Raw genomic sequence first — 26,732 nt, 5'->3', positions numbered from 1 at the left:
TCGCGCACCTGACCCGGATTCGTCCGCCTTCGGGGGCGGACGGCGTCGAAGCTCGCGTCGCTCGGGTAAGCGTCACGGATCTCGAAGCACGATCGGGTTCGTGCGCGCGAGCGGCGTCATTGACCTGGTGAATCGTCTCGACGGGTTCGGGTGTTTCGGGTGCCGAGCGGCTCACCGGTTCGCGGTAGTGGTGACGACTGTAGCGAAGTGTTGTCCCCTCCGATAGGAGTTTTGTCCTCTTTTTGCGGGACACCCCTCGCTTTGGGGGCATCACCGACAGAAGTCCTCGCATCAGTACGCGCCGACCGGTTTCAGGACCACCTTGACGGTCTGCCACATGATCATGAGGTCGCCGGTGATCGACCAGTTCTCGACGTAGTAGAGGTCCAGTCGGACGCTCTCGTCCCAGCTCAGGTCGGAGCGTCCGGAGACCTGCCACATGCCGGTGAGCCCTGGCTTGATGTGGAGGCGACGGTGGACGTCCTTCTCGTACTCGGCCACCTCGCTCGCGAGCGGCGGGCGCGGGCCCACGAGGCTCATGTCACCCGTGAGGATGTTCCAGAGCTGCGGGAACTCGTCGAGCGAGTACTTGCGCAGGATGCGACCCACCCGCGTCACCCGCGGGTCGTTCTTCATCTTGAACAGCACACCGTTGCCCTCGCTCTGCGCCATCAGGGCGGGCAGCGCGGCTTCGGCGTCGGTGATCATCGACCGGAACTTGAACATCGTGAACCGCTCACCGTTGCGCCCCACGCGCTCCTGACGGAAGAGGACCGGGCCCGGGCTGTCGAGCTTGATCGCGAGCGCGAGGAGGGCCAGCACGGGGGAGATGAGCAGCAGGCCGAGGCTCGTGAGGCCGACGTCGAGGGCGCGCTTCATGATGTGGTGGCCGCCCTCGAACTGCGGGATCTCCACGTGGATGAGCGGCAGCTCCTCGACGGGACGGAAGTGGATGCGGGGGCCGGCGACGTCGGTGAGGCGCGCGGCGAGGACGAGCTCGGTCGCGGTGCCCTCGAGGTCCCAACCGAGGCGGCGGATGTAGTCGCTGCCGCCGTCGACCGGCCCGGCGATGATGACGGCGTCGGCGGTGAGGTTCGCTGCGGCCTGGGCGACGCCGTCGACGTGGGCGATGACGGGGACGGACCGGCCTCGGCTCGAGAACGGTTCTGCGGTCTCCTCGTCGGTGATGGCCGCGCCGACGACGGTGTAGCTCATGCTGTGCTGCTTGGCGACCTGCTGGAGGACGTAGTCGACGTCGTCACGCCGCCCGACGACGACCGTCCGTGCCGTGTACTCGCCGACGCGGCGACGGCTGAGCAGCCACCGACGCCACATCCATCGGGAGGCGAGGAGGGCGAGGGTTCCAGCTGGGAGGGCGAGGATGAAGTAGCCGCGCGCGATGTCGACCTTCGCGATGAGGAACGCGATCGCGAGGATGCCGAAGGCGAACGCGCTGGCGTTGACCACGCGCTTGTACTCGATGACGCCGGAGCCGATGATGCGGCTGTCGCGGGTCCTCGTGAACCCGAGGAAGGCGAGCCAGACGACCACGATGAGTCCGGACAGCAGGACGTAGAGTTGGTGGGCCTCCGGGCCGACGGGCTCGTCGCCGAACCGCACGACGAAGGCCGCGGAGACGGCGAAGAGGGCGATGGCGCTGTCGGTGAGGACGAGCCAGCGCCGGTAGCGCTTGGACCACTCCCGCTGGGTCAGCGAGGTGACGGCGGCGGGCGAGGACCCGGCGCGGATCGCGGACGCACGGCGTCGGCCCAGCGTGACCGGCGTCGCGATCGGGCCGGTCATCGGGAACGGGCTCTCGGAGAGTTCGGCGCTCATGCGTGGTTCCGTCGCTGTGCGCGCGGGCGGGTCTGTCGGAAGGACCGACGGCGGTTCGGGTACGTCGTCATGGGGGCTGCTATCCACTTGTGGGTTCGGGTGTGGTTCGGGTGCGCGGTGCGCACGGGCGGTTCGGGCCGCCCGCGGAGAACGCGACGTCGTTCGTGTCCCCACGACCGATCGACGATGTCGATCGGGATGACCGTCCCCCTTGGATATCCCTCAACTGTAGGAAGCGGGGGTCATCGGCGGATCCCCCACTCCAGGGGGTCGACGGCCCCCAATTCTGGGGGTGAGGCACGGGTGCCACGCGCGATTCCGTCGTTGATCGGTCGCTCGGCGACGGACTTCGTCGCTCGACGCCGACGCGGTGGATTGGGGGACAGCAGCCGTGTGCCGGGTCGCTGCAGGGAGCGGTGGAAGTCCCCTCCGAGGCTCGGGCGCTACATTGGTGCCATGGATGGAGCGCGCGCGACCGATGGCGTGGTCGCCGACGCCGCTCGTGATCCGATGGCGGATTGGCCGACCGGGCGCCTGTTGTCGACCGCCTCGCGACTCATCGAGCACACCTGGCAGCAGGCTCTGGACGGCATCGGTGTCACCCATGCCGGCCTCATCGTGCTGCACCTGCTGGACAGTGGTCCGGCGAGTCAGAAGGACCTCGCCCGACGGGCCCGCGTGCAGAACCAGACGATGTCGCGGACGCTCGACCGACTGGAGCGCGCCGGGCTCATCGAGCGCATCGCGGCCGCAGACGACCGCCGACGGCATGTGGTGAGCCGGACCGCGGCGGGTGACGAGGCATGGCTGGCTGCCCACCGACTCGAAGCCGACGTCTTCCCCGAGCTCCCCGACGAGTCCGCGCTGCGCTCGCAGCTGCTGGCCATCATCCGCTCCGGCGAGTCCTCCCGGTGGTCGCCCGAGGACGTCGAACCCGCCTGATCGGTTCGCCCGGCGTGCCTGCTCTGGTCACTGAGCTTCCTTCCCCGGTCACTGAGCTTCCTTCCCCCGGTCACTGAGCTTGTCGAAGTGCCCCGAGGAAGCTTCGTGACGCGATGGCGTCAAGCGCTGTCGACGTGCGCGCCAGCACACCCGCGCCCCCAGTCCGGGGGTATTCGAGCTGGTGCTGCGGGACGAGAGTGGCTAGTGTGATCAAAGTTTCTATTGTGACTGTTGTGACACGATGTCGACCGCGACCCGCCGATGTCGGAGCGATCGTGTCGTCGGACTGGAGAATGATGACCCCCGCACGCACGCCCGGAGCACCGTACGGCCGTCGCCGTCCCTGGCTGGCGATGGCCCTCTCCGTCGGCGTCGTCACCGCGTCGCTCACCGTCGGCGCGCTGCCGGCCCACGCGGACGACTACCCGAGCTGGGCGGACGTCGAGGCGGCGAAGTCGAGCGAGTCCGCGAAGGCCGCCGAGATCACGAACATCACCGCGCTCATCACCTCCCTCCAGGAGCAGTCGGACGCCGCGTTCCGCACGGCGCAGATCGCCGCGGAGTCCTACCGGCAGGCGCAGGACGCGGTGACCGAGGCGACCGCCCGCGAGTCCGCCCTGCAGGCGCAGGCCGACGCCGCTGCGGCCGCCGCGAAGGTGTCGAAGCAGCGCGCCGGTGCACTCATCGCGCAGCTCTCCCGTGGGGGCGGCGGCGACGTCTCACTCGACCTCGTCCTCGGCGCCGGCGAGTCCGACGACCTCCTCTCGCGACTGTCCGTCATGGACAAGCTCGGCGAGCGCAACGCCGCGAGCTACGCCGAGGCGGTCACCGACCGGAATGCGGCGTCCGGGCTGACCGACCAAGCGGAGGTCGCGAAGACCGAGCGCGAGCGACTCGAGGGCGAGGCGCAGACGAAGTACGACGAGGCGGAGAGCGCTTCGGCTGCCGCGTCGGCCGCGGTCGCCGTGCAGGAGCAGCAGGCCGATCAGCTGTACGCGCAGCTCGCCTCCTTGAAGAACACCACGGCCGAGACCGAGCGCGGTTACGCCGCGGGCGAGTCCGCTCGCCAGGCTGCGGAGGCCGCAGCAGCTGCGGCAGCCGCGGCGGCGAACACGCCCCCGGCGTCGAACGGCGGTTCGTCGGGCGGCGGCGGCTCGAGCAGTGGCGGCGGTGGCGGTGGCGGTGCCTCCAGCGGTGGTGGAGGCGGCAGCCCCGTCGCACCGCCGAACTCCGCCGGCGTCGAGTCGGCGATCGCCTTCGCCCTCGCGCAGGTCGGCAAGGGCTACCAGCTCGGCGGCTCCGGCCCCGACGTCTGGGACTGCTCGGGCCTCACCCGGGCCGCATACGGCAGTGGCATCGGTACCCACTCGGCGACGAACCAGTACTACACGATGCAGTCGCAGGGACGCCTCGTGCCCTACAGCCAGAAGCAGCGCGGCGACCTCATCTTCTGGTGGGGCGGCTCCGACTACTACCACGTCGCGATCTACCTCGGGAACGGGCAGATTGTCGAGGCGGCCAACGAGCGGGCCGGCACGCGCGTCGGCTCGATCTGGGGCTCCGGCGACGTCGCAGCGTACGTCGGTCGCCCGACGGGTTGATCCCATGACCTCCGCCGAGGTCGACGCCTATCTCGACTCCCTCTCGCACCAGCTGAAGCCGGCGGTGGTCCGTCTGCGCGAGGCCATCATGGCCTCCGACGAGGGCTTCTCGGAGCACCTGAAGTGGAAGGCACCGAGCTTCGTCTACGCGGGCGAGGACCGCGTGACCTTCGCGCTGCACCCGGCGAACCGGATCCGCATCGTGCTGCACCGGGGCGTGCAGCGTCGGGCCGACGCCGACGGGTTCCGGTTCGAGGACCCGTCCGGCCTCGTCGTCTGGGCGGCACCCGATCGCGGTGTCGTGACCTTCGCGAGTGTCGAGGCCGCGGCCGACGCCGAGGCCGCGCTCCTCGAGCTGATCGGTCGATGGGTGCGCGCCTGAGCGGTGCCGGACGGTGAGCACCGAGCGGCTCGGAGCGCGGTGTGTCGCGGCCCTCGGTGTGCGCCGGATCCGCCGACGTATGATCGACTGCCGAGCGAGCGACAGCGCGCCGACCCACCCGTCCTGAAGGAGGCGCCCGTGCGCAGTGCCGTGCTCGGCGTCGTCCTGCTCGTCATCGGCGCGATCGCGATCCTCACCGGCATCCTCCCGGGGAGCGAGGCGCTCGGCATCGCGGATCGCGTGTGGCCGATCCTCCTGTTCGTCGTGGCGATCACCGTCGTGGCCGAACTCGCTGCGGACGCCGGACTGTTCACCCTCGTCGCCTCGCGGCTCGTGCGCTGGGGCCGGGGGAGCACCTGGTTGCTGTGGGTGCTCGTCGTCGCGCTGGCGACGCTCAGCACCGTGTTCCTCTCGCTCGACACCACGGCCGTCCTGTTGACGCCGGTCGTGATCACGCTCGCCCGGCACGCGGGACTCTCGCCGGTGCCCTTCGCCCTCACCACCGTGTGGCTGGCGTGCACGGCGTCACTGCTGCTGCCGGTCTCGAACCTCACGAACCTCCTCGCCGAGCACGCGATCGACGAGGCCTCGGCGGCATCTGGTGGCGGCCCGCTGGGGCCGGGAGGATTCGCCGCGCTCCTGCTCGTGCCGGCGATCATCGCGGTCGTCGTCCCGTGCGTCGTCCTCGCGATCGTCTACCGGCGACAGCTCGCCGGGCGGTACACGGTGGACGTCGAGCCGAGCGACGACGATCGCGTGCTGCTGTGGGTCTCCGGGCTCGTCGTGCTCGTGCTGCTGCCGCTGCTGGTGTCCGGGATCCCGGTGTGGATGTCGGCGCTCGGAGCGGCCGTGGTGCTGGTGGTCGTGTTCCTCGTCAGACGTCCGCGCGCGCTCCGCCCGGCACTCGTCCCCTGGCAGCTCCTCCTCCTCGCGTCCGGGCTCTTCCTCGTCGTCGAGGCTGCCCACGCGATGGGGCTGGCGCGTCTGCTCGCATCGATCGCCGGCACGGGTGACTCCCTTCCGGCGCTCCTGCAGCTGGCCGGAGTCGGCATGGCCAGCGCGAACCTCGTCGACAACCTGCCGGCCTACCTCGCGCTCGAGCCGGTGGCCGGCGACCCGGTGCGGTTCGCCGCGCTGCTCATCGGCGTGAACGCGGGGGCGCTGATCACGCCGTGGGCGGCCCTCGCGACCCTGCTCTGGCACAGCCGGTTGCAGGCGGCGGACGTCGAGTTCGGCTGGGGCCGTTTCATCGCGCTCGGGTTCGTGGTGGCGCCGCTGACGGTCGCCCTCGCGACGGTCGGGCTGTGGGTGGCGCAGGGCTGAACGCGCTCGACCGAGGCCGGGTCCTCAGTGCTCGTGGCGGGCGTCGGCGGCGCGGCGGCGGGCCAGCAGCTCGGTGACGATCTGATCGATGAGCTCGAAGGGGATCGGCCGGCTGAACGGGAACTGGAGCGTGTCCTTCGCCGCGCGGTAGTCGGCGACGGCCGACTGGAGGGGTTCGTCGAACGGCGGGATCGAGTAGAGCGCGATGTGGTGCTTCCACGCGCCGAGGTAGAGCAGGTAGCGGTCGTCGAGCATGAAGGTCGGCATGCCGTAGCGGATCGCCTCGGTGATCCCCGGGACGATCCGGTGCACGCGGAGACGGATCTCCTCGATGGCGTCGGCGGGGTCGGTCGGCAGCGCGGCCAGGTAGTCGTCGATGGTGCTCGGTGTACCAGGCATGTGCGTCCTCCCCAGGTTTCGGACGGCACGGGACCACTCGTCCCGTGCCGTCATCGTCCCATGTCCGCCGCCGGTGCGACAGTGGTGGTTCTACCGCTCCGCGAGGGCGCGACGCACGTCGTCCTGCACGAGGTCGGCGTTCATCGCCGCGCCGGCCATCGCCCCGGCGGCCGCCGCCTGCACGACCTGCGGCCGCAGGCTGGTGACGTCCCCGGCCGCCCACACGCCGGGGACCGAGGTGGCACCCATCGCGTCGACCCCGATCGCATCGCCGTAGTGCGCACCAGCCGGGTGCGGTTGCGTCTGCACACCGAGCTCGGCGAAGGCCGCCGCGTGCACCCGGGCGACCGGTGCCACCGCGAGCGCGTCGACGCGGACGGTCCGGCCGTCGGCGAGGCGGACGCCCACGAGTCGGTCGTCCTCGACCTCGAGCCGCTCAACGAGGCCGTCGACGACCTCGATGCCGCGGGCGGCGAACGCGGCCCGGTGCTCGGCACCGAACGCCTCGGCGGTGTTGCGCAGCACGATGACCCGTTCGCTCAGCTGTCGGAACAGCTGGGCCTGGTGCGCCGCCGCCTGGGCGTCCGTCCCGAGGATGCCGATCACCCGGTCCTGCACCTCCCAGCCGTGGCAGTACGGGCAGTGGAGGGCGTCGCGCCCGTAGCGTTCGCGGAGTCCGGGGATGTCCGGGAGTTCGTCGGCCGTGCCGGTGGCGATGAGCAGTCGTCGACCGCGGAGGGACGCCCCGTCCGTCGTCGTCAGCACGAACCCCTCGTCGTCGCGGACGGCCGTGCCGACCTGGGCGTCGACGACCAGGACCCCGTAGGCGGCGACCTCCGCGCGCCCGAGACGGACGAGCTCCCGAGGGGGGATGCCGTCACGCGACAGGAAGCCGTGGACGCCGTCGGCCGGGGCGTTCCGGGGCTGGCCACCGTCCACGACGATGACGGAGCGACGCGAGCGGCCCAGCATGAGGGCGGCGCTGAGTCCGGCCGCACCGCCGCCGACGATGATCGCGTCGACGAGCTCGGTCGGGGCCGGTGCGGCGGCGGACGGGATGTGGGCGGGCGTGGTCATGATCGTTCCGTTCGGTCGAGGGGCGGTGCGGGGTCCAGCGTGCGTCGCAGTGTGCCGAAGTGGCAAGAAACCTTGCTGGAACGGCAACGGCCCCGGAGAATCGAGCCATGGCGCATGGACACGAGGAGCAGCGGTCGATCGACGGGGTGCTGGACGCGGTCGGGCCGCGTCTCCGCGCGATCCGGCAGCACCGCGGCACCACCCTCGCGGCGCTCTCCGCCGAGACCGGCATCTCGGTCTCCACCCTGTCCCGGCTCGAGTCCGGACAGCGCCGACCGAACCTCGAACTGCTCCTGCCGCTCGCGAAGGCGCACCAGGTCCCGCTGGACGACCTCGTCGGCGCCCCGCAGACCGGTGACCCCCGCGTGCATCTGAAACCCGTCCAGCGCCACGGCCAGACGATCGTGCCGCTCACCCGCCGGCCGGGAGGCTTGCACGCGTTCAAGAGCATCATCCACGGCGGACCTGGTCCGCAGACCCCCGGGACGCAGCAGGTGCACGAGGGGTACGAGTGGCTCTACGTCTTGAACGGCCGGCTCCGCCTGTTGCTCGGCGATCAGGACCTCGTCCTCACCGCGGGCGAGGTCGTCGAGTTCGACACCCGAGTGCCGCACTGGTTCGGGCGGGCGGAGGCCGGAGCGGTCGAGTTCCTCAGCCTGTTCGGCAAGCAGGGCGAACGCATGCACGTCCGGGCGAGGTCGACCGAGGCCCGCTGACGCGGCCGGCCGGCGTCCGGCGCACGGAGCGTCCGGACATGGCAGGCTGAGGCCGACGGTCCACAGGGGCCGCCCGACGAGCAGGGGGACCGATGAGCGCATCCGACGACCGTCCGTTCGCCGAGCAGCTGCTCGAACGCCGAGGATTCGCCGTCGCGACCGCGCTCGTCGTCATGCTCGGCGGGCTCGTCGTCCCGTTCGTCGGCTGGGTGGCCGGCATGGTCATGCTCTGGCGCGCACGCGCCTGGACCACGCGCCAGAAGGTGTGGGCGACCGCCGGCCCGCTCCTCGCCACCGGGGTCGTGCTCATCGTGCTGGCCCTGCTGACGGCGAACTGGAGTACGACCGACGCCGGGCTCGGCGGCTCACCGGTGATCCCGGTCGTCCTCGACCTCGGTGGGACGGCCGTGGTGCTCCTGCTGGTGTCGTATGCCGTGGCGGGTGGGTGGCTGTTGTGGTCGGTGCTGCGCCGACCGGCACCGCAGGGCTGAGCGGCGCCGTCGGATTCGCGGTCGGCGCTCAGGTGGACCGGGCAGAGTGGGACGATGCCCGACTCCTCTCGCTCCCGCCGACCCGTCCCCGTCCAGCCCGGACCCGGTGAGGAATCCGTCTGGGAGTACCCGCGCCCGCCCCGGGTCGAGCCCCGCGACGAACGCGTGGTCATCCGGTTCGGCGGCACCGTCATCGCGGAGTCGACGTCGGCGGTCCGCGTCCTCGAGACGAGTCACCCGCCCGTGTACTACGTGCCGGCCGCCGACTTCACGCCGGGCGTCCTCGTGCCGGTCGACGGCACGACCATGTGCGAGTTCAAGGGTGAGGCCCATTACCTCGACGTCCGGGTGGGCGACGAGGTCGCGCCCGCGGCCGCCTGGACCTACCCGGACCCGCGCTCGGGCTACGCGCCCCTGTTCGGCATGATCGCCGTCTACCCGGGGCGCATGGAGGCCTGCGAGGTCGACGGCGTCCGGGTGCACGCCCAGGATGGCGACTTCTACGGTGGGTGGATCACGCCGGGGATCATCGGACCGTTCAAGGGCGCCCCCGGCACCATGGGCTGGTAGCACCTCCTCCTCGGACGCCAGCCTCGTCTGCTCCTACACCCGTCCCACCCGCCGTGCAATGGCTGGGTGGCGGGCCGACCCCGTGCCACGCTGAGCGCCAGGACGCCTCGACGACGAGGCTCGGGTGCAGGAGGCGGTCGTGGCCATGGACGCATTCGGTGAAGCGGTCGACCCGGGGTGGTCCCTCCTGCGCGTCGTCCCACTGTTCGGACTCGCCGTGAGTGGTGGTGCGGTCGTCGGCGCGGTCATCGCCGCCGGCGCGCAACTGTTCGGGGCGGTCGGGACCGTCTCCGCGCACCCGGCCGACCTCGGCGGCATCGCCGTCCTCGTCGGTGGGCTCGTCGGCGGCATGCTGGCCGCCGTCGGGGCGGTGGGTGCGCTCCTCGCGTTGGGCGTGCTGGACCACTGGGGCGAACGCGCTCCGCTCCGTCGAGCCTGGATCGCCGGCGGGGGTTCGGCCGTGCTCGTCTCGGTCGTCGGCGGCCTCATCGCGGCGCCCATCGGACTCGGCTCGACGATCGGGGTCGTCGCGTTCGCCGTCCTCGCCGCGGGCGGCGCAGCGGGCGGGGGCCTGTACGCCTTCGAGCGTGCCCTGGCTCGTCGAGGTGTCGCCGGCGGGTGAGGGTGGCCGTCAGCCGGCGAGCTGCAGGAGGCGGGCCCGATGCCAGTCGGTCTGGGTCAGCGCGGACACCCGCAGGAGTCCCGTCAGCGCGTCCCACCCGGCGGACCAGCCGATGCGCGAGGCGATGGTCCAGACGTCCGCATCGGGGTCGTCGGCAAGGACCGACCGCACCTCGTCCGCACGACGAAGGTGATGGGCCGCCAACTCGTCGCACCGCTCGGCGAGGCCGGTGAAGCGGAAGCCGTGTCCCGGGATCACCTGGTCGCCGTCGTGCTCACGGACGCGGTCGAGCGAGGACAGATAGGCCGTCACGGGGTTCTCGGCGGTCCGTGCACCGAGCCCGAGGCCCGAGAAGATCGTGGGGAGGACGTGGTCGCCGGTGAACAGGTAGCCGCGGTCCTCGTCGCGCAGCGTGAGGTGCCCCGTGGTGTGCCCGGGCGTGTGGATGACGCGGACCGTGCGACCGGGGAGGGCCAGCAGCTCGCCGTCCTCGAGCGTCCGATCGGCACGGGTGTCGCCGAGGTGGCCTGCCGGCGCGGCGGCGCCCTCACTCCAGGGGCGCACGGTCGTGTCGTCGGCCGGGACGCCCCAGGCGTCCAGGGCCGCGGCCAGCTCGGCCGGGCCGGGCGGCGTCGAACCGGCCGCCTCGTCTTCGAGCCGGTGCATCAGGACTGGCGCGGCCAGTTCCTCCCGCAGGACCCCGGCCAGGCCGAGGTGGTCGGGGTGGAGGTGGGTCACCACGATGCCGGTGAGGGTGGTGACGCCGACGTCGCGGAGCTCACGCAGGAGATGCTCCCGACCCTCCGGGGTGTCGGTTCCCGGGTCGATGACGATCGCGCGGCCGTCCGTGCCGAAGAGCACCGAGCAGAGGGTGAAGGGGTTCCCGGGGTCGGTGGTCGGAACGGCGATGACGACCGTGTCCGCGTCGAGCTGTTCCGTCGGTGGCGTCCGTCCCTCACGGAAGGCGGCGGCCTGCGATTCGCTCGACGAGGTGATCATGGGGGTGCTCCGGGTGCTGTTCGGGGGACGGACCAACCCTAGTCGTGGCTCCCGCGAGGTTCAGTACGATGGGTGCATGACCGTGAACGACATCCTCATCGGCGTGATCGCCCTCATCACCGTCCTCGGCGGCATCGGCATGGTCGGCGCGCTCGTCGCGATGGCCAAGTCGGGCTACCACGGCTGACCGCTCGCCTGTCGAGCTCAGCGCGCGACGGCCTCGTCCGTCGCGCGCTGGATGGCTGCGAGCGCTGCGGCGACGGCGGAACGCTGCAGTGAGCCCTTCCGTGCCGTCGCGATGATCTTCCGCTCGCTCATCCCCGAGATCGGTTTGCGGACGACGTCGGCGCGCGAGCCGATCGCGATGTCGGGGAGGACGGCGACGGACAGCCCTGCTGCGACGTGGTCGATGACGACCTCGTAGCTCGTGAACCGTCCGACCACCCGGGGTTCGAAGCCCGAGCGTCGGCACAGCAGCGGGACGAGTTCGCCGAGGTAGGTGCCCGGGGCGTCGAGCGCCCACGACTCCGCCTGCAGCTCGGCGAACGACACCATGTCACGCCCGGCGAGCGGGTGGTCGAGCGGTGCGATGAGCAGGAGCGGGTCCGTGGTGAGCGGAACGCTGTGCACCGAGGGGTCGAGGAGGAAGCCGTCCTCCTGGTCGACCGTGATGACGACGTCGCAGGTGCCGCGTTGGACGGCCGTGGTGCTCTCGTGCGGTTCGACTTCGATGAGTTCGACCTCGAGTCGCGGGTACTGCTGGGCGAGCGCGCGGGCGGCCGGGATGAGGACCGGGGCGATGACGCTCGCGAAGCCGGCGATGCGGAAGCGGCCGGACGGCTCGGACTCGACCTCGGCCAGTTCCACCTCGATGGCGTCCATCTGCGCGAGGAGCGCCCTGGCGCGTTCCACGAGCAGTGCTCCGGTCGGTGTCAGCGCGAGGGTCCGGCCGCGTCGTTCCAGCAGGGCGGCGCCGGTCTCCGACTCGAGGACGGAGAGCTGCTGGGAGACCGTCGAGGGGCTCAGGTCGAGCTCGCGGCCGACTGCACGGATCGTGCCGAGGCGGTCGAAGGCCTCGAGCAGTCGCAGTCGCACGGGGTTCAGGGCCATGGTGCAACAGTATCGAGCGGGCCTGGGCGCCCTCCACACGGCCGCCAGTCCGATCGGGGGCCCGTGGCTCGTCCGAGGACCCCGCGTCACTCCCAGACGAAGGTGTCGGGGAGTCGGCCCGGCTCGGTGAGCCTGGCGTTCCGCAGCACCGCTCCCTGCGGGCCGAGGGACAGGGCGGTCACGGAGAGCGAGGCGAGTCGCAGGCCGTCGTGGTCGTCGATGCGCACGACGGCCTCGTCCGCGTCGGCCGGCAGGCGCGTCGTCGATCGCAGCGTCTGCAACCAGGGCTCCCAGGATGCGGCCGTGGCGCCGTCGAGCGGGCCGGTCGGCGCCGGGGCCTCGACGAAGTCGGGCCGCCACCGGCGCACCCGGGGGACGTCGAGGTGGTCGGGTCCCTCGTGGGTCACGACGTGCAGACCGGGTGGCACCTCGACCGAGCGGAGCGACGCGCCGTCCCAGCTCGTCACCTCGACGCGGTCGGGGCGGAGCTCGACGAGGTTCCACGAGCGGGCCATCCGGCCGTCGGAGCCGTCGACCCCCGTCGTCACGGCCTGCAGGGGGAGTACCCCGCGCGAGACCCACCCGCTCGCCGGCATCGGGAGGTCCTCGCGTCGGTTCAGCACGACCGCCGCCCGCGGCCCGCCGTCGGCGTCGAGGTTCGTCGCCAACCAGGCACCACCCGCCTCCCGGTCGTGGATGCCGCGGACCCCGTCACCGAGCGCCGGCCACCAGGAGCCGGGTGGATCCCAGGCGCGTCCCGGCTGCTCGTCGCGGAGCCCGAGCACAGCGATCGGCCACGGGCGCCCCGGCTCGAAGTCGATGATGACGGTGCACACGGGGGTTCCTCCTCGGCCGGCCGGACTAGGACAGACTAGACGAGGACCGCGCGCCGGAGCGCCGGTGGCGAGGAGACGAGATGACCACGCAGGACGCAGCACTCGGGGCGCACCGTCGCACCGTCGTCGTCGGCATCACGGGTGGGATCGCGGCCTACAAGGCGGTCGGCGTGGTGCGCGGCTTCGTACGTGCCGGGCACGACGTCCACGTGGTCCCGACCGAGAGCGCCCTGCGGTTCGTCGGGCTACCCACCCTCGAGGCGATCAGCCGGAACCCCGTCACCACCTCGCTGTACGACGGCGTCGCCGAGGTCAGGCACGTCGCCCTCGGGCAGCGGGCGGACCTCATCGTCGTCGCTCCCACGACGGCCAACACCCTGGCGAAGCTCGCGGCCGGGTTGTCCGACGACCTCCTCGGCACCACCATCCTCGCCAGTCGTGCACCCGTGCTTCTCGCCCCGGCGATGCACACCGAGATGTGGCAGCACCCGGCCACGACGGCGAACGTCGCCCTCCTGCGCTCGCGCGGCGTCGCCTGCATCGGACCGGAGACCGGCGCACTCACCGGCGGCGACGAGGGACCGGGGCGGATGAGCGAGCCGGAGGACATCGTTGCGGCGGGACTCGCGCTCCTGCAGGGCCGCGACTCGGCCGGCGACCTGCGTGGCGATCGCGTCGTCGTCTCCGCGGGTGGCACGCGCGAACCGCTCGACCCGGTGCGCTTCCTCGGCAACCGCTCGAGCGGCCGGCAGGGATTGGCGGTCGCGCAGGCGGCCGTCGCCCGCGGCGCCGAGGTCGTGCTCGTCGCAGCGCACCTCGAGGCGGACGTCGCGGCCGAGGCGGCCGGTGTCGTCGGCCTCAGGGTCGTCCCCGTCGGGACCGCGGCGGAACTCGCCACCGCGATGGACGCAGCGGCGAAGGAGGCGAGCGTCGTGGTGATGGCGGCGGCCGTCGCCGACTACCGGGCCGCCGAGATCGCCGAGCGCAAGATCAAGAAGGACGACACCGGCGACGAACTGACCCTGCGACTCGTGCGCAACCCCGACGTCCTGGCGGGGCTCGCCGAGGCAGCCGTGCCGGGCCGCCTCATCGTCGGCTTCGCGGCCGAGACCGCATCCGATCGCGACGAGCTCCTGGCCCTCGGTCGAGCCAAGATCGCCCGCAAGGGCGCCGACCTCCTCGTCCTCAACCGCGTCGGTTGGACCGACGGCTTCGGCACACCCGACAACGAGGTCCTCGTGATCGACCGGGAGGGCGAGCTCGTCGGTGAGGCGGCCGGCTCGAAGCGCGCCGTCGCCGACCGCGTGCTCGACCTCGTGCTCGCCCGCCGCTGAACCCGCCGTGCCCGCTGGGCGAGCCTCCCCCCGAACAGGGCTCACCGCTGGCACGATGGGCACCATGCCACGCCTCCGTCCCGCGCGCCGTCGCGCATCCATCGCCGCGACCCTGGCCGGAGTCATCGTCCTCTCACTGGGACTCGCGCAACCGGCCGCTGCTGCGGAGTACCCCAGCTGGGAGGACGTCGAGGCGGCCCGGTCGAGCGAGACGTCGAAGCAGTCGACCATCGTCCAGATCGAAGGCCTCGTCCAGGAGCTCAAGAACGCCGCAGTGCTCGCCGAGGCGGAAGCGGTGCTGCGCGCGGACGAGTACGAGGCGGCGCAGCTCGCCGTCGACGAAGCCAGCTACCGTGCCGTATCGCTCCGTGAGCAGGCCGTCGCCGCGACGACCGTGGCCGAGACGTCCAAGCGGCAGGCAGGGGCGCTCGTCGCCGCGTGGTTGCGGTCCGGGAACGTGGACCTCTCGACCGCGGCCTTCCTGGACGGCGACGAACCCGAGGCGCTCCTCGGCCGGCTGAGCACGATCTCGAAGCTCAGCGAGTCGACCGACGGGACCTACGACCGCGCGAAGACGGACGCGAACACGGCCTCCCTCCTCACCGAGCAGGCGACCATCGCCGAAGCCGCGCTCGGCGACCTCGCGGCGGCGGCCGAGACCGCCCTCGGTGACGCGGTCGCGGCCCGAGCGGACGCCGAGACCGCCGTGGCGGATCAGCAGGAGTACCTCGCCACGCTCGAGGCCCAGCTCATCGTCCTCAAGGAGAACCGCGCGGCCACGGAAGCCGACTACCGCAAGGGCGAGGAGGTGCGCGCGGCGGCAGCGGCTGCTGCAGCTGCGGCCGCCGCGGCAGCCGAAGCGGCGAGGGTTGCTGCCGAAGCCGCCGCGAACGCCGCAGCGAACGCCGGTGGTGGTGGCGGCGGTGGTGGTGGCGGCGGTGGCGGTGCCAGTTCAGGTACGGTCGGCGGTCAGGGCTGGGCGCTGCCGATCTCCGGCAGGATCACCGACAACTACGGACCACGACCGGGGCGACCCGTGCCGGGCGTCAACGCGTTCCACTCCGGGACCGACATCGGAGCCGGGTGCGGTCGCGCGGTCTACGCCGCGAACGCCGGCCAGGTGGTCTACGCGGGGTGGCTCGGGACCTACGGCAACTGGGTCCTCATCGACCACGGCGGCGGGGTCATGACCGGCTACGCGCACAACAGCAGCATCCTCGTCGGCGAAGGCCAGTCGGTGTCCGCAGGTCAGAACATCTCCCTGGTCGGATCGACGGGTGCCTCCAGCGGCTGCCACGTCCACTTCGAGGTCAGGATCGGCGGCTCCCGCGTCGACGCGGTGCCGTTCATGGCGGACCGGGGCATCCGCCTGGGCTGAGTGGCGAGACCACTCGGGGCGACGCCTCAGAGGCCGAGGCGATCGAGTTCCGCGTCCATGCGGCGCGCCATCTCGGCGTAACCGTCGTCGTTCGGGTGCAGTCCGTCTGCGGCCATCCACTCCGGGTGTCCCTCGATCCAGTGCGACGCTCCGGGAACGGTGTCCGCGTCGATCTCGTCGGCGGCCTCGGCCACCCAGTCGATGATCGTCTCGATCGCCGCCGGGCGCTCGTCCGTGTACCAGAAGGGCTCGACGACGATGAAGCGCGCGTCCGGCAGGGCGTCGCGCAAGCGGTGCAGGTCGGCGTCGATCTGCTCGTGGATCCGATCGGCCGACTGGTCGAAGCTGAACGCGTCGTTGAGCCCCATCGTCACGAAGACGATCTCGGGGCGTTCGGCGATGATGAGCGAGGGCAGATCGCCGCTGTCGTCACCGAAGCGGTCGCGGTGGTTGATGAAGCCGAGGCCGTTCACGCTCGGGTTGAACTCTCGCCATCCTCGTTCTTCGCTGATCACCGTCGACCACCGGTTCGCCGGGTCGCTCGCGCCGGTGCCGAGCGTGTAGGAGTCTCCATAGAAGGCGACGACCGGGCCGTCGTCGTCGGACTGGGCGCATCCGGTGAGCCCGGCGGCCAGGGCGAGCACCGCGGCGGCGGCGAGCAGTCGTGATCTCATGCGGGTGCTTCGGAGCGGTCGTCGTCGCGGAGGGTCGCCGCATCGGTACGCGACGGGCGGCCGGGAACGCGGATGCGGACGAGACTACGGCGATCAGGCGTGGATGCGTGCACTAGCCTGACTCCATGCCGCAGATCCGTATCCGAGACGCCGCCCTGTTCCTCGGGGTCAGTGACGACACCGTCCGCCGCTGGATCGACCAGGGCGCGCTCGTGAGCGCGAAGGACGACGCCGGCCGCGCGGTCGTCGATGGGCTGTCGCTCGCGCGGCTGGCCCGACAGAACGCCGTCCTCCCCGTCGACCCCTCGGAGATCGGACGCTCCGCACGGAACCGCTTCGTCGGCATCGTCACGGACATCACGATGGACACGGTCATGGCGCAGGTGGAACTGCAGTGCGGACCGCACCGCGTCGTGTCGCTCATGAGCAGTGAGGCCGTGCGCGAACTCGGCCTCGAACTCGGCTCCACAGCCATCGCCGTCGTGAAAGCCACGACGGTCCTCATCGAGACCCCGAAGGCGCAGGCATGAACCGCACCGCACCCCGTCGCTCCACCCGACTGCTCAGCGCCGTGGCCCTCGGCATCGGGATCCTGCTCACCGCATCCGCCTGCGCTGCGCCAGCGACGGCGCCGACACCGAGCGGCTCAGCTACGGCGGACGAGCTCAGCGGCTCCATCACGGTGTACGCCGCGGCGTCCCTCAAGACGACCTTCACGACGCTCGCGGCGGACTTCGAGCAGGCGCACCCCGGCACGAGCGTCGAGCTCACCTTCGCCGGATCGTCCGACCTCGTCACGCAACTCACGAACGGTGCCCCCGGCGACGTGTTCGCCTCGGCGGACGAGAAGAACATGTCGAAGCTGGTCGACGCCGACCTCGTCGAGGGCGACCCGGTCGACTTCGCCACCAACGTCCTGCAGATCGCCGTCCCGCCGACGAACCCCGCCGACGTGCAGACCTTCGCCGACCTCGCCCGCCCCGGCGTCAAGACGGTCGTGTGCGCGCCGCAGGTGCCGTGCGGCGCGGCCACCGTAGCCGTCGAGGAGGCCACGGGTGTCGCGCTGAGCCCGGTCAGTGAGGAGTCGTCGGTCACCGACGTCCTCGGCAAGGTGACCTCGGGGGAGGCCGACGCCGGGTTGGTCTACGTGACCGACGTCATCGCGGCCGGCGACGCGGTGCGCGGCATCGCCTTCGACGAGTCCTCGAAGGCCGTCAACACCTATCCGATCGCGCCGCTCGCCGGCAGCGCGAACCCCGCGCTCGCCGCAGCCTTCGCCGCCTTCGTCGTGAGCGCCGACGGGCAGCGTGTGCTCGCCGACGCCGGCTTCGGCGCGCCGTGACCGCATGAGGAACCAGGGCTCGGGGGTGCCCCGCTGGGTTGTCGTCATCGCGGCGGTCGGAGCGGCGTTCGTGCTGCTCCCGCTCGTCGCGATCGTGCTGCGGGTCGACTGGGCGGACTTCGGCGCCCTCGTGACCTCGGAGTCCTCGGTCGCGGCGCTCGGCCTGAGTCTGCGGACCTCGCTCATCGCGACGGCACTCTGCGTCCTGTTCGGCGTGCCGCTCGCGCTCGTCCTCGCCCGCACACGGTTCCCGGGCCAGCGGCTCCTGCGGTCGCTCGTCCTCCTCCCGCTCGTGCTTCCCCCGGTCGTCGGCGGCATCGCCCTGCTTTACACCTTCGGCCGGCTCGGCCTGCTCGGCCCAGCGCTCGCCGACGCCGGGCTCAGCATCGCGTTCTCGACGACCGCCGTGGTCCTCGCCCAGACCTTCGTCGCGCTCCCGTTCCTCGTGCTGAGTCTCGAGGGTGCGATCCGCACGAGCGGCGCCCGCTACGAGGCGGTCGCGGCGACGCTCGGTGCGCGGCCGACCACGGTCTTCCGGACGGTCACGCTGCCGCTCCTGGCGCCCGCCATCGTCTCGGGCGCCATCCTCTCGTTCGCGCGGGCGCTCGGCGAATTCGGCGCCACGCTCACCTTCGCGGGGAGTCTGCAGGGCGTGACCCGCACGCTCCCGCTCGAGATCTACCTGCAGCGCGAGACCGATCCGGACGCCGCGGTCGCCCTGTCGCTCGTCCTCGTCGTGGTGGCCGTCCTCGTCGTCGGGGTCGCCGGTGCCCGTGGAGCGGTGACGCGACGTCCGGTTCATGGGCGGCGCCCGTCTCCGCGACCCGTCGTCGGAGCCGATCGATGATCCCGGCGGAGCGTGGCGGTTCACTGCTCAGCCTGCGGGCGACCGTGCGCGCCCGCGATTGGGACGTCGCCGTCGAGCTCGCCCCCGGTGAGACCGTCGCCGTGCTCGGACCGAACGGCGCCGGTAAGTCCACGTTGCTCGCCGTCCTCGCGGGTCTCCTGCGGCCGGACACCGGGCTGGCGACGCTCGGCGGTCGTGAACTGTTCCGGGTGGGTGAGGCCGGGCGTGAGCGCTGGCTCCCGCCCCACCGGCGAGGTGTCTCACTGCTCGCCCAGGAGGCGCTGCTCTTCCCGCACCGGACCGTGCTCGACAACGTCGCCTACGGGCCGCTCGTCGCCGGGATGTCGCGCGGCGAGGCGCGCGACATCGCCCGGAGGCGGTTGGCCTCGGTGGAGGCGTCCCACCTCGAGGACCGCCGACCCGCCGAGCTGTCCGGCGGTCAGGCGCAACGCGTGGCGCTCGCCCGGGCGCTCGCGCCGGATCCCGCGCTGCTCCTCCTCGACGAACCGATGGCCGCGCTCGACGCCTCGGTCGCCCCGCAGCTGCGTCGCATGCTCCGCGAACAGTTGCGCGGACGCACGACCCTGCTCGTGACCCACGAGGTGCTGGACGCGTACACCCTCGCCGATCGGGTCGTCGTGCTCGACGCCGGGCACATCGTCGAGCAGGGGCCGACCTCGGAGGTGTTGGAGCGGCCGCGGAGTGCGTTCACCGCCGACCTCGCCGGCCTGAACCTCCTGACGGGCGTGCGGACGCGGAGCGGGCTCCGGCTGGTCGACGGGACGGAGGTCGCGGTCGGCCCGGTCATCGAGGGGGAGCCCATGCCGCTCGGGGCCGCCGTCGCCTGCGCGTTCCGGCCGTCGCGGGTGGAGGTGTTCGACGCCGACGAGGCTCCCGGTGGCGGCGCCGTCCGGGCGGTCATCACCGACCTCGAACCGCGCGGTGACGTCGTCCGAATCCGCACGGAACTCCTCGCGGCCGACGTCACGGTGCCGGCGCTCGCCTCGGCCGGGTGGTCCACCGGTGATCCCGTGGACCTCGTCGTCGACCCGCAGGCCGCCGTCCTGTATCCGCGGTGACCCATCACGCGCCGGGGCACGACGTCGAGGTGACCGGCCGAGACGTGACACAGTGAGTCGATGAACCGATTCTGGAGACGCTGGTGGCCGCTCGTCGTCGGGGCGGCCGGCACGCTCGCGATCGGCGTGGTCTGCGTGGCGCTCATCGCCATGGGGCTCGTGCGGCCGAACGCCATCCTGGCCGCCTCGTACGCGGTGCGAGGGGTCGACGTCTCCTCGTATCAGGGCGAGATCGACTGGGATGTCCTCGCGGCTCAGCGCATCGAGTTCGCGATCATGAAGGCGACCGAGGGATCAGGCGATCAGGACGAACGGTTCGCCGCGAACTGGGCGGGCGCGCAGCGGGGGGCCGAGAAGACCGGCCTGCTCGTCGGGGCGTACCACTTCCTGAGCTTCGACAGCCCGGCCGAGACGCAGGCGCAGAACATCTTCGACACCGTCCCCGTCACCGCAGGGGCGCTGCCGATCACCATCGATCTCGAGTGCTACGCCGACTACTGCCGGACGCCTCCCAGTGCTGAGCGGGTCGCGGCCGTCCTCGACCCGCTCCTCGCGGCACTCGAGGAGCACTACGGGCAACCGCCGATCATCTACGCGACCATGCGGTACTCCGACGCGTTCCTCGCGGGTGCGTACGAGCGGAACCCGCTCTGGATCCGCTCGGTCGTCACACCACCGGTCCTGTCGGACGGGCGGGCGTGGGACCTGTGGCAGTACACCAGCCGGGAACGCCTGGACGGTTACGTCGGCAAGGAGGAGTTCATCGATGTGAACGTCTTCGACGGCTCCCTGGAAGACCTCCGAGCGCTCGTCCGCCCCTGAGCCGCACGTTCCACCGGCGGCTCAGGTGACGGTGCCTCGGGTTACGGTGCGGGGGCGGGGCCTGAGGTCGGCTCGGCGACGGGGAGGAACGTGTCCTCACCGTCGACCTCCTGCTCGATGGAGTCCTCGGTGGTCTCGGTGTCCTCGGGGATGCGGTCGTCGTTCGCTGCGTGCCTGCTCATACGACCACGATACGACGGGTGTCGCGCTGAGCAATGGGGTTGCGGGCCGACGCCGGGCGGCTGCCGACGATCGCGCTCAGGAGGCGAAGGCGAGCGAGCGGGCTTCGAGTGCTGCGGTCAGGACGTCGATGGCCGTCGGACCCACGCCGTGGATGCGGGCGAGCGCCGCGGCGGAGACCCTGGTGAGTTGCTCGAACCGGGTGAACCCGTGAGCGGACAGCGCCCTGCCTGCGACCGACCCGATCGAGGTCGGGAACTCGGACGTCTCGGTGGGGACCAGCTCGACGAACAGGGCCGCGATGCGTTCCTCGATGTCGTCGCGGATGCGCCGGACGGCGTCGATGCCCTGCCCCGCCGGATCCTCGAGTTCCCAGTCCTCGTAGCGTTTGCCGGGGAAGATCGGGCAGGCGTCGCCGCAGCCCATGGTGATCACCGCGTCCGACGCCCGCACCGCTTCCGTGGTGAGGATGTGTGGGACGGCGGCCGTGATGTCGATACCGTGCTCCGCCATCGCTTCGACGGCGACCTGGTTGATGCGGTCCTTGGGTTCGCTGCCCGCCGAGAGCACCTCGACCCGGTCGCCGGCGAGCGCGCCCAGGAAGCCGGCCGCCATCTGGGAGCGTCCGGCGTTGTGCACGCAGACGAAGAGGACAGTCGGAGTCGTCGGGGTGGTCGGGTCGATGGTCATGGCGTCTCCTGGAGGTGGCGTGATCCGAGCGCGGACGAACGGTCGAGCAGCTCGACGAGGACAGCGTAGCTCGCGCCGGGCTCGGCACCGCGGGTGAAGCCGCCGACGAGCTCGAGGGACACGAAGCCGTGGAGAGCCGCGCGGACGATCCTCCCGGCGTCGGTCATCGCGACGCTGTCGAGCCCGCGTCCGGCGAGGGTCCGTTCGACGAGGAGGACGAGTTCCCGATCGGCGGGGTCACCGGTGGCGGTCCGGACGTCGGTCGTCGAGAAGGCGAGCGTGTACCGGCCGGGGTAGGCGAGGGCGAAGCGACGGTAGGTCTCGGCCAGCGCGGTGAGCGCCGGCGTCCCGCCGAGGCCACTCGTCGCGATGTCGATGCTGCTGGCGAGGTGGGCCAGTGCGAGGGACGCGACGGCGGCTCGCAGGTCCTCGGTGCTCCGCACGTGCTTGAGGAGCGCGGGCGCCGAGGTGCCCAGGTGTCGGGCCAGGGCGGCGAGCGTGAGTGCGTCGGCTCCGTACGCGTCGGCGAACTCGGCGGCTCCGACGATCACCAGCTGGCGGGAGAACTTCGTCCGGGAGACAGGTGTGTCGGTCATCGGATCGAGCCTAACCGCTTGCCGGGGCTGTGCTGGGACGGCCGCCGGCGCCTCCGGGCTGGCGTCAGACGGTGGGTGGCGTCGCCTCGTGGTGTGGAGCGCCGTGGGTGCGGCGGTCCTCCTTCATGGCGGCTTCCGCGAGGTGGCGGCGCCCGCCGGCGAGTTCATCGCGCACGTGTGCCTCGAGCGTGCGGAACGGCTCCCAGTAGTTGCCGTCGTAGTCCTCGACGATCTGGAACGTCCAGCGTCCGTCGATGACGTTCCGCCCGACGAGCTCACGATCGATGCGATCGGCGAGCTCGGTGTGCCCGGCGTCGCGGAGGGCATCGGCTGCTTCGCCCAGCGCGAGGTCCGCCTTGCCGGTGAGACGGTGGAAGCCGTAGAGCATGCCGCGTGCCTGCTCCACCACCTCGAGCGCCTCGGTCACCTTGCCGACCGCTTCCACAGTCGCGTCGTCGACGCCGTCCGGGATCTGGTGGGCGTCGTCGGGTCCGTCGGTGGTGCGGTCGTCTGCAGAACTCATGCCACCAGTCTGTCTCGATCGAAGCTGGATGTCTGGGGCTTGCGAATGGAGGTGCACGATGTCAGCCGGGCACGGTCCTTGCGCGCACCGAGCGGGCGCACCCCGACTGCCCTTCGACAGGCTCAGGGACCGGAGTGTGTCCGGTGAACCGCTGCCGGTCGCTGAGTGCGTCCCCGGTCACTGAGCTTGTCGAAGTGCGCACGAGAAACCCTTCGACAAGCTCAGGGACCGAAGCGCGCCCCGTGAATCTCCTCCGATCACTGAGCTTGTCGAAGTGCCCACGAAGAACCCTCCGACACGCTCGGGGACCGGAGGTGGTCAGAACGGTGCGGGATCGGGTTCCGTCCGATGATGTTTCCCGTCGGGTGTCGTCCAGTCCAGGACACCACCGGGCCCGTGGTCGAGGTTCCATCCGGGAAGGTGCTTCATCCGGTGGTGATGTCGGCACAAGCACGCGAGATTCCCGACGTCCGTCGCCCCGCCGTCTTCCCACGCGAGCGAGTGATCCAAGTCGCAGGCCCGCGCGCGCCTGCCGCAGCCGGGTGCGCGACAGGTGCCGTCCCGGAGGCGCACCGCCCGTTGGAGATCGGCCGGCACGCGGTACTGCTTCCGCCCAACTGAGAGGACGGCGCCGGTTTCCGGCTGGACCAGGATCCGGGTCAGGCTGGGCGCGTTCACCGCGAGCCGGGCGGCCGTCTCCGGGTCGATCGGGCCGTATCCGTCGAGGGTCGCTGGCGCATCAGAGACGCCGGCCAGGCTGAGCGCGGGGACGGTGATCTGCACGGTGGGCGTGATGTGCTCCTGGACCTCGATCGGGTGCGGGAGCACCGGGCTCGACATGACATCTTGCGGGGTCACGCCGGTGAGGGCCAGTGCCGCGAGGGCGTCGGCCTGCAGTTGTCCGCAGGTGCGGGTGTCGCCGGCGGCGCGTGACTCCGCGGCCGCTGCTTCAACGCGCTCGACGATGCCCTGCGCGATCGGCGCGGTCGTGAACAAGTGCACCCACGCCATACCGTCCGCGGCGGGCTCGAACTCCACCCGGCGGTCGGCCTCCGAGCGGATGGTGCGGGCGGTGATCGACTCAGGGTGGAGTCGTTCGCGGAGGACACGGGCGCGCTTGCGGAGGCTGGCGTTGGTCAACTGCTCCGCGACCGGCAACACCGCCTCCAGGAACGCCGCCCGGCCCGCTGTCGGCACGTCGCAGAGTTGGTCCGTGATCGTCTGCGCGTGTCGGGCGGAGATGCGTCCGGCCTCGAGCGAAGCGAGCACGGCAGGTGCCTCGTTCACGAGGCGCTCCGCGTCGTTGGTCGCCCGCTGGACCGTCTGCTCAGGTGTCCGCGCCGCCATCGCAAGGGCAGCACAGGTCGAGCGACGTGAGAGGGCCTGCCGTTCCGCGGGCGGGTACACGGCCGGGACCACGGAGTCGGCGAGGGCATCGGCATACGCCGCCGAGCGGGCCAGGAGGCGGGCCTCCTCGGCGTCCAGGGCCGCGCGCCGGCGGTGGATGTCTGCGAAAGCGTCCGAGAACTCCGCGAGCTGCATGGCGTACTCGTCGCCAGCTCGAACTGCGGAAGTGGTGCTCTCGGTCATGGATCAAGTCCACCATGGACCACTGACATTCCAGATGCTGAGTGGCACCGGTGGTGGATGTTCTTCGGAGGTCCCTTCGGCAGGCTCAGGGAGCGGGGAAGCGAGACAGGTCTGCCCGCAGGTCCACTGAGCCCGTGCCGGCTAGTAGTTCAGGCAGCGATCCGGATCCTCGATCTCCGGCGGATCACCCTGATAGAGGGTGAAGAAGTTCTCGGCCGGGCCGGACAGGGACCCGCGGGTGTGGATGCACAGGCGAGCGAGATCGTCGTCGCTCCGCACGCTGGAGGTGATCGATGACGTTTCGCAAGCGCCGTCGTCGGGCCGCAGAACGAGGTCCCGGTTGGTTCCCTCGTTGTCCACGACCCATGTCCCGGAGAAGTCGATCACGTCGTTGTCGCGTGGGTCTTCGTCGAAGCTGCACTGCACCTCCGAGGGCCAGGCGGTGGCGTCGAAGGTTCCGTCGTCGGCCAGCTCGAGCCGGGTGTCTCCGCTGCGCCACGTGCCGACGGCTTCTTCGGCAGGCAGTCCGTACTGCGTATCGGAGCAGGAGACGAGCGAGGCGCTCAGCAGCACGCCGAGGACGGAGACGGCCACCCGGTGTGCTCGGCGGACGGTCGGTCGCCGCGTGCGGCTGGTTGCTCGGCGTGACGGTCTCGATTCCACGCTGCGAGTCTGGTCACCGTGGACGGGCGTGGCAAATCGTGTCGGGCCTCGGCGGGCCGGGCAGCCGGCCGGGCAAAAAAAGAACCCCCACCATGTAGAAGCTAGGTGGGGGTTCCGTGGCTCCGACGGGCGTCGATCCCGTGACCTCACGATTTTCAGTCGTGCGCTCTACCAACTGAGCTACAGAGCCGAGTACATCAGCTGCACGAACGGCGACGATGTCTCAAAAGCAGAAGCCCTCCCTTGCGAGAGGGCTTCCGACCTTTTGCGACCCTGACGGGACTTGAACCCGCGACCTCCGCCGTGACAGGGCGGCACGCTAACCAACTGCGCTACAGGGCCATACATGTTGAATTGGTGATGATACGAACTGCGGTGATGCTGGTGTTGCTCGGTGCTTCTCGCAGTCGCGCAGACTCACTATACCTGAATCTGAGCGGCTGCTTTTCCAGTAGTCGGTGGTGACCCCAACGGGATTCGAACCCGTGCTGCCGCCGTGAAAGGGCGGTGTCCTAGGCCGCTAAACGATAGGGCCGCGAAGCCCTGAAGCTTCATGACTACCGAGCGACAAGCATACGGATGAAACCCCGGAATCCAAAATCGGGTTCCCGCGGCCCTGCGCGTGGCTCGACGGCGGATCTCGCGACAGGCGCCGAATGACCGCTGAGCCGTACATCGCCGGGGTTAGCCTCGGGCGTGGCACCATGCCCGGCCGGCCGCGCCGCGCGGGGTGTCCGAGGGCTGTCCCCACCCCTCCGGGGGTACCGTGGACAGTGGTACAGATGTGACCGATGTGACTGCAGCGAACCGAGATGGGCCGTACTTCATGAGCAAGAGACTTCCCGGTGCCTCGCGCCGAGGCCGGACGACGACCGCCGGGACGGTGTCCTCCGCCCGTTGGCGCGGACGCCTCGCCGCCGCGGTCGTGATGTCCCTCGCGATCGTCGGATCCTTCGGCATCGCGGGACCCGCCTCGGCAGCCGACTACCCCTCGTGGGACGACGTCCAGGCGGCGAAGGGCAACGAGGCTGCGAAGGCCGCCGAGGTCACGAACATCAAGAACTTCATCGTCCAGTTGCAGGACGAACTGCAGGTGGCCCAGGACGAGGCCGAGAAGCGCGGAACCGAGTTCCAGGCGGCCGAAGAGGCGTTCTTCGAGGCCGACGCCCGTGCGACCGCGATCCAGGCCCAGGCCGACGCGAAGACCACCGAAGCCGACACGGCCACCAAGCAGGCCGGTCGGGTCGCCTCCCAGCTGTACCGCTCCGGTGGTGCCGACCTCAGCCTGAGCCTCTTCCTCGACGGGGAGAGCAAGGGCGCGACCGACCTCCTGTCGAAGCTCGGCAACATGAACCAGGTCGCCGAGCACAGCAACGGTGTCTACGAGCAGGCCGTCGCCGCGCGGAACACCGCAGCGGCGCTCGGTGAGCAGGCAGGCGTCGCCCGCGACGAACGCGAGTCGCTGCGGCAGGCCGCGCAGGCCGCCATGCAGGCCGCGCAGGAGGCGGCGTCCGCGGCGGCGGCGAAGCTGGAGCAGAACCAGGAGCTGATCGTCACGCTCAACGCGCAGTTGACGGCGTTGCAGGACACCACGGCCAAGACGGTCCAGGACTACGAGGCCGGCGTGGCCGCGGCGAAGGCGAAGGCCGCAGCCGAGGCTGCGGCCCGAGGGCAGAGCGCCGATGGCGGTCAGCTCAGCAGCCAGGGCTGGGCCATCCCGGCGTCCGGCAGCATCTCCGGCACCTACGGCTATCGCGACCCGATCTCCACCGGCGGTGGCAGCTCGGGCAGTTTCCACCGGGGTACGGACATCGCGGGCGGGTGCGGGATCCCGATCTACGCGGCGACCTCCGGCACGGTGACCTATGCCGGGTGGTACGGCACCTACGGCAACTTCATCCTCATCGACCACGGATCGGGTGTCTCGACCGGCTACGCGCACATCGTGGACGGCGGCATCCAGGTCGGTGTCGGCTACCAGGTCTCCGCGGGGCAGGTCATCGCCTACGTCGGCACGACCGGCGCCTCCACCGGCTGCCACCTGCACTTCGAGGTCCGCATCAACGGCAACGCGATCGACGCCCAGCCGTTCATGGCCGACCGCGGCGCA

The 26,732-nt window shown here is 71.2% G+C and carries 28 protein-coding genes, 3 tRNA genes and 1 pseudogene; 16 read left to right on the top strand and 16 right to left on the bottom strand.

Annotated features, from left to right (window positions below; all coding sequences use genetic code 11):
* Positions 1-291: 291 nt before the first annotated feature.
* The gene (locus ASE44_RS08815) at positions 292-1,836 is read right to left on the bottom strand and encodes a sugar transferase (RefSeq protein ID WP_082455916.1); all 1,545 of its coding nucleotides are present in this window, start codon (positions 1,834-1,836) and stop codon (positions 292-294) included.
* Between the two features lie 456 nt (positions 1,837-2,292).
* On the opposite strand from ASE44_RS08815, the gene ASE44_RS08810 reads away from it, so the two are divergent.
* The 4 genes from ASE44_RS08810 (at position 2,293) to ASE44_RS08795 (ending at position 6,084) form a co-directional block, all read left to right on the top strand.
* Positions 2,293-2,778 (top strand): MarR family winged helix-turn-helix transcriptional regulator, encoded by a 486-nt coding sequence (locus tag ASE44_RS08810; RefSeq protein ID WP_235522573.1) that lies wholly within the window; start codon positions 2,293-2,295, stop codon positions 2,776-2,778.
* A 296-nt stretch (positions 2,779-3,074) separates the two neighbouring features.
* Entirely contained in the window at positions 3,075-4,379 is a 1,305-nt protein-coding gene (locus ASE44_RS08805) for a C40 family peptidase (protein WP_056780987.1), read from the top strand.
* A 4-nt stretch (positions 4,380-4,383) separates the two neighbouring features.
* Positions 4,384-4,761 carry a DUF1801 domain-containing protein gene (locus tag ASE44_RS08800; RefSeq protein ID WP_056778998.1) on the top strand — a complete coding sequence of 126 codons (378 nt, stop codon included), beginning with the start codon at positions 4,384-4,386 and terminating at the stop codon, positions 4,759-4,761.
* A gap of 138 nt (positions 4,762-4,899) precedes the next feature.
* Positions 4,900-6,084 (top strand): SLC13 family permease, encoded by a 1,185-nt coding sequence (locus ASE44_RS08795; RefSeq protein ID WP_056008504.1) that lies wholly within the window; start codon positions 4,900-4,902, stop codon positions 6,082-6,084.
* 24 nt (positions 6,085-6,108) lie between these two features.
* On the opposite strand, the gene ASE44_RS08790 is transcribed toward ASE44_RS08795, so the two are convergent.
* Together ASE44_RS08790 and ASE44_RS08785 are read right to left on the bottom strand one after the other, a co-directional pair.
* Positions 6,109-6,483 carry an iron chaperone gene (locus ASE44_RS08790; RefSeq protein ID WP_056008500.1) on the bottom strand — a complete coding sequence of 125 codons (375 nt, stop codon included), beginning with the start codon at positions 6,481-6,483 and terminating at the stop codon, positions 6,109-6,111.
* A 90-nt stretch (positions 6,484-6,573) separates the two neighbouring features.
* Positions 6,574-7,560, bottom strand: coding sequence for an NAD(P)/FAD-dependent oxidoreductase (locus ASE44_RS08785; RefSeq protein ID WP_056778996.1), 987 nt, complete (start codon positions 7,558-7,560; stop codon positions 6,574-6,576).
* Between the two features lie 107 nt (positions 7,561-7,667).
* Between ASE44_RS08785 and ASE44_RS08780 the strand changes: the two genes are divergently transcribed.
* The 4 genes from ASE44_RS08780 to ASE44_RS08765 all read left to right on the top strand — a co-directional run bounded on the left by ASE44_RS08780 (position 7,668) and on the right by ASE44_RS08765 (position 9,959).
* On the top strand, positions 7,668-8,276 hold the full coding sequence (locus tag ASE44_RS08780; RefSeq protein ID WP_056008494.1) for a helix-turn-helix transcriptional regulator: 609 nt from the start codon (positions 7,668-7,670) through the stop codon (positions 8,274-8,276).
* A gap of 92 nt (positions 8,277-8,368) precedes the next feature.
* A complete protein-coding gene (locus ASE44_RS08775; RefSeq protein WP_056008491.1) occupies positions 8,369-8,767 on the top strand; it encodes a hypothetical protein in 399 nt (132 codons plus the stop codon).
* 54 nt (positions 8,768-8,821) lie between these two features.
* Entirely contained in the window at positions 8,822-9,337 is a 516-nt protein-coding gene (locus ASE44_RS08770) for a DUF427 domain-containing protein (RefSeq protein ID WP_056008488.1), read from the top strand.
* A 139-nt stretch (positions 9,338-9,476) separates the two neighbouring features.
* Positions 9,477-9,959, top strand: coding sequence for a hypothetical protein (locus ASE44_RS08765; RefSeq protein ID WP_157579832.1), 483 nt, complete (start codon positions 9,477-9,479; stop codon positions 9,957-9,959).
* Positions 9,960-9,968: 9 nt separating this feature from the next.
* Here the strand turns inward: ASE44_RS08765 and ASE44_RS08760 are convergent, their stop codons facing one another.
* The 3 genes from ASE44_RS08760 to ASE44_RS08750 form a co-directional block, all read right to left on the bottom strand.
* The gene (locus tag ASE44_RS08760) at positions 9,969-10,958 is read right to left on the bottom strand and encodes an MBL fold metallo-hydrolase (RefSeq protein WP_056778992.1); all 990 of its coding nucleotides are present in this window, start codon (positions 10,956-10,958) and stop codon (positions 9,969-9,971) included.
* Positions 10,959-11,162: 204 nt separating this feature from the next.
* Entirely contained in the window at positions 11,163-12,068 is a 906-nt protein-coding gene (locus ASE44_RS08755; RefSeq protein ID WP_056778989.1) for a LysR family transcriptional regulator, read from the bottom strand.
* Between the two features lie 86 nt (positions 12,069-12,154).
* Positions 12,155-12,904, bottom strand: coding sequence for an NRDE family protein (locus ASE44_RS08750; RefSeq protein WP_056778986.1), 750 nt, complete (start codon positions 12,902-12,904; stop codon positions 12,155-12,157).
* Positions 12,905-12,984: 80 nt separating this feature from the next.
* Here ASE44_RS08750 and coaBC point away from each other — a divergent pair, with 80 nt between their 5' ends.
* Both coaBC and ASE44_RS08740 read left to right on the top strand, forming a co-directional pair.
* On the top strand, positions 12,985-14,238 hold the full coding sequence (coaBC, locus tag ASE44_RS08745; RefSeq protein ID WP_056778984.1) for a bifunctional phosphopantothenoylcysteine decarboxylase/phosphopantothenate--cysteine ligase CoaBC: 1,254 nt from the start codon (positions 12,985-12,987) through the stop codon (positions 14,236-14,238).
* Positions 14,239-14,302: 64 nt separating this feature from the next.
* On the top strand, positions 14,303-15,616 hold the full coding sequence (locus tag ASE44_RS08740) for a M23 family metallopeptidase (RefSeq protein ID WP_056778982.1): 1,314 nt from the start codon (positions 14,303-14,305) through the stop codon (positions 15,614-15,616).
* Between the two features lie 26 nt (positions 15,617-15,642).
* On the opposite strand, the gene ASE44_RS08735 is transcribed toward ASE44_RS08740, so the two are convergent.
* Entirely contained in the window at positions 15,643-16,290 is a 648-nt protein-coding gene (locus ASE44_RS08735; RefSeq protein ID WP_056778979.1) for an SGNH/GDSL hydrolase family protein, read from the bottom strand.
* 125 nt (positions 16,291-16,415) lie between these two features.
* Here ASE44_RS08735 and ASE44_RS08730 point away from each other — a divergent pair, with 125 nt between their 5' ends.
* From ASE44_RS08730 to ASE44_RS08710, 5 genes are read left to right on the top strand one after another with little or no spacing between them, the layout of a single operon-like run.
* Positions 16,416-16,820: a molybdopterin-binding protein gene (locus ASE44_RS08730; RefSeq protein ID WP_056008464.1), complete on the top strand. Its 405-nt coding sequence runs from the start codon at positions 16,416-16,418 to the stop codon at positions 16,818-16,820.
* Positions 16,817-17,632, top strand: a complete 816-nt coding sequence (gene modA / locus ASE44_RS08725) for a molybdate ABC transporter substrate-binding protein (RefSeq protein WP_056008461.1) — start codon at positions 16,817-16,819, stop codon at positions 17,630-17,632. Before ASE44_RS08730 ends, modA begins: the two co-directional genes overlap by 4 nt.
* Positions 17,633-17,636: 4 nt before the next feature.
* The gene (locus ASE44_RS08720) at positions 17,637-18,479 is read left to right on the top strand and encodes an ABC transporter permease (protein ID WP_056780984.1); all 843 of its coding nucleotides are present in this window, start codon (positions 17,637-17,639) and stop codon (positions 18,477-18,479) included.
* Positions 18,476-19,558 carry a sulfate/molybdate ABC transporter ATP-binding protein gene (locus ASE44_RS08715; RefSeq protein WP_056778977.1) on the top strand — a complete coding sequence of 361 codons (1,083 nt, stop codon included), beginning with the start codon at positions 18,476-18,478 and terminating at the stop codon, positions 19,556-19,558. The genes ASE44_RS08720 and ASE44_RS08715 overlap by 4 nt, the downstream gene beginning before the upstream one ends.
* Before the next feature lie 60 nt (positions 19,559-19,618).
* On the top strand, positions 19,619-20,380 hold the full coding sequence (locus tag ASE44_RS08710; RefSeq protein WP_056778972.1) for a GH25 family lysozyme: 762 nt from the start codon (positions 19,619-19,621) through the stop codon (positions 20,378-20,380).
* 41 nt (positions 20,381-20,421) lie between these two features.
* On the opposite strand, the gene ASE44_RS18460 is transcribed toward ASE44_RS08710, so the two are convergent.
* The 9 genes and pseudogenes from ASE44_RS18460 to ASE44_RS08670 form a co-directional block, all read right to left on the bottom strand.
* Positions 20,422-20,562, bottom strand: coding sequence for a hypothetical protein (locus ASE44_RS18460; RefSeq protein WP_157579830.1), 141 nt, complete (start codon positions 20,560-20,562; stop codon positions 20,422-20,424).
* A 274-nt stretch (positions 20,563-20,836) separates the two neighbouring features.
* A pseudogene (locus ASE44_RS08705) lies at positions 20,837-21,250 on the bottom strand (arsenate reductase ArsC); the annotation flags it as partial.
* Positions 21,247-21,846, bottom strand: a complete 600-nt coding sequence (locus tag ASE44_RS08700) for a TetR-like C-terminal domain-containing protein (RefSeq protein ID WP_056778970.1) — start codon at positions 21,844-21,846, stop codon at positions 21,247-21,249. The pseudogene ASE44_RS08705 and the gene ASE44_RS08700, both read right to left, overlap by 4 nt.
* Before the next feature lie 64 nt (positions 21,847-21,910).
* Positions 21,911-22,369 (bottom strand): hypothetical protein, encoded by a 459-nt coding sequence (locus tag ASE44_RS08695; RefSeq protein ID WP_056778966.1) that lies wholly within the window; start codon positions 22,367-22,369, stop codon positions 21,911-21,913.
* 318 nt (positions 22,370-22,687) lie between these two features.
* Complete coding sequence (locus ASE44_RS08690; RefSeq protein ID WP_082455913.1) at positions 22,688-23,959, bottom strand: HNH endonuclease signature motif containing protein; 1,272 nt, start codon at positions 23,957-23,959, stop codon at positions 22,688-22,690.
* 141 nt (positions 23,960-24,100) lie between these two features.
* Positions 24,101-24,553: a hypothetical protein gene (locus ASE44_RS08685; protein WP_056778960.1), complete on the bottom strand. Its 453-nt coding sequence runs from the start codon at positions 24,551-24,553 to the stop codon at positions 24,101-24,103.
* 186 nt (positions 24,554-24,739) lie between these two features.
* A tRNA-Phe gene (locus tag ASE44_RS08680) sits at positions 24,740-24,812 on the bottom strand.
* A 78-nt stretch (positions 24,813-24,890) separates the two neighbouring features.
* Positions 24,891-24,964, bottom strand: a tRNA-Asp gene (locus tag ASE44_RS08675).
* A gap of 117 nt (positions 24,965-25,081) precedes the next feature.
* Positions 25,082-25,157: transfer RNA gene (locus tag ASE44_RS08670), tRNA-Glu, on the bottom strand.
* Positions 25,158-25,448: 291 nt separating this feature from the next.
* On the opposite strand from ASE44_RS08670, the gene ASE44_RS08665 reads away from it, so the two are divergent.
* Positions 25,449-26,732 (top strand): M23 family metallopeptidase (locus ASE44_RS08665; protein ID WP_082456066.1); only part of this gene is annotated, 1,284 nt, incomplete at its 3' end.

Source organism: Plantibacter sp. Leaf1 (assembly GCF_001421315.1).
Lineage (GTDB): Bacteria > Actinomycetota > Actinomycetes > Actinomycetales > Microbacteriaceae > Plantibacter.
Note: the sequence above shows the minus strand (reverse complement) of the source record. Positions and strands in the feature narration are given on the sequence as shown.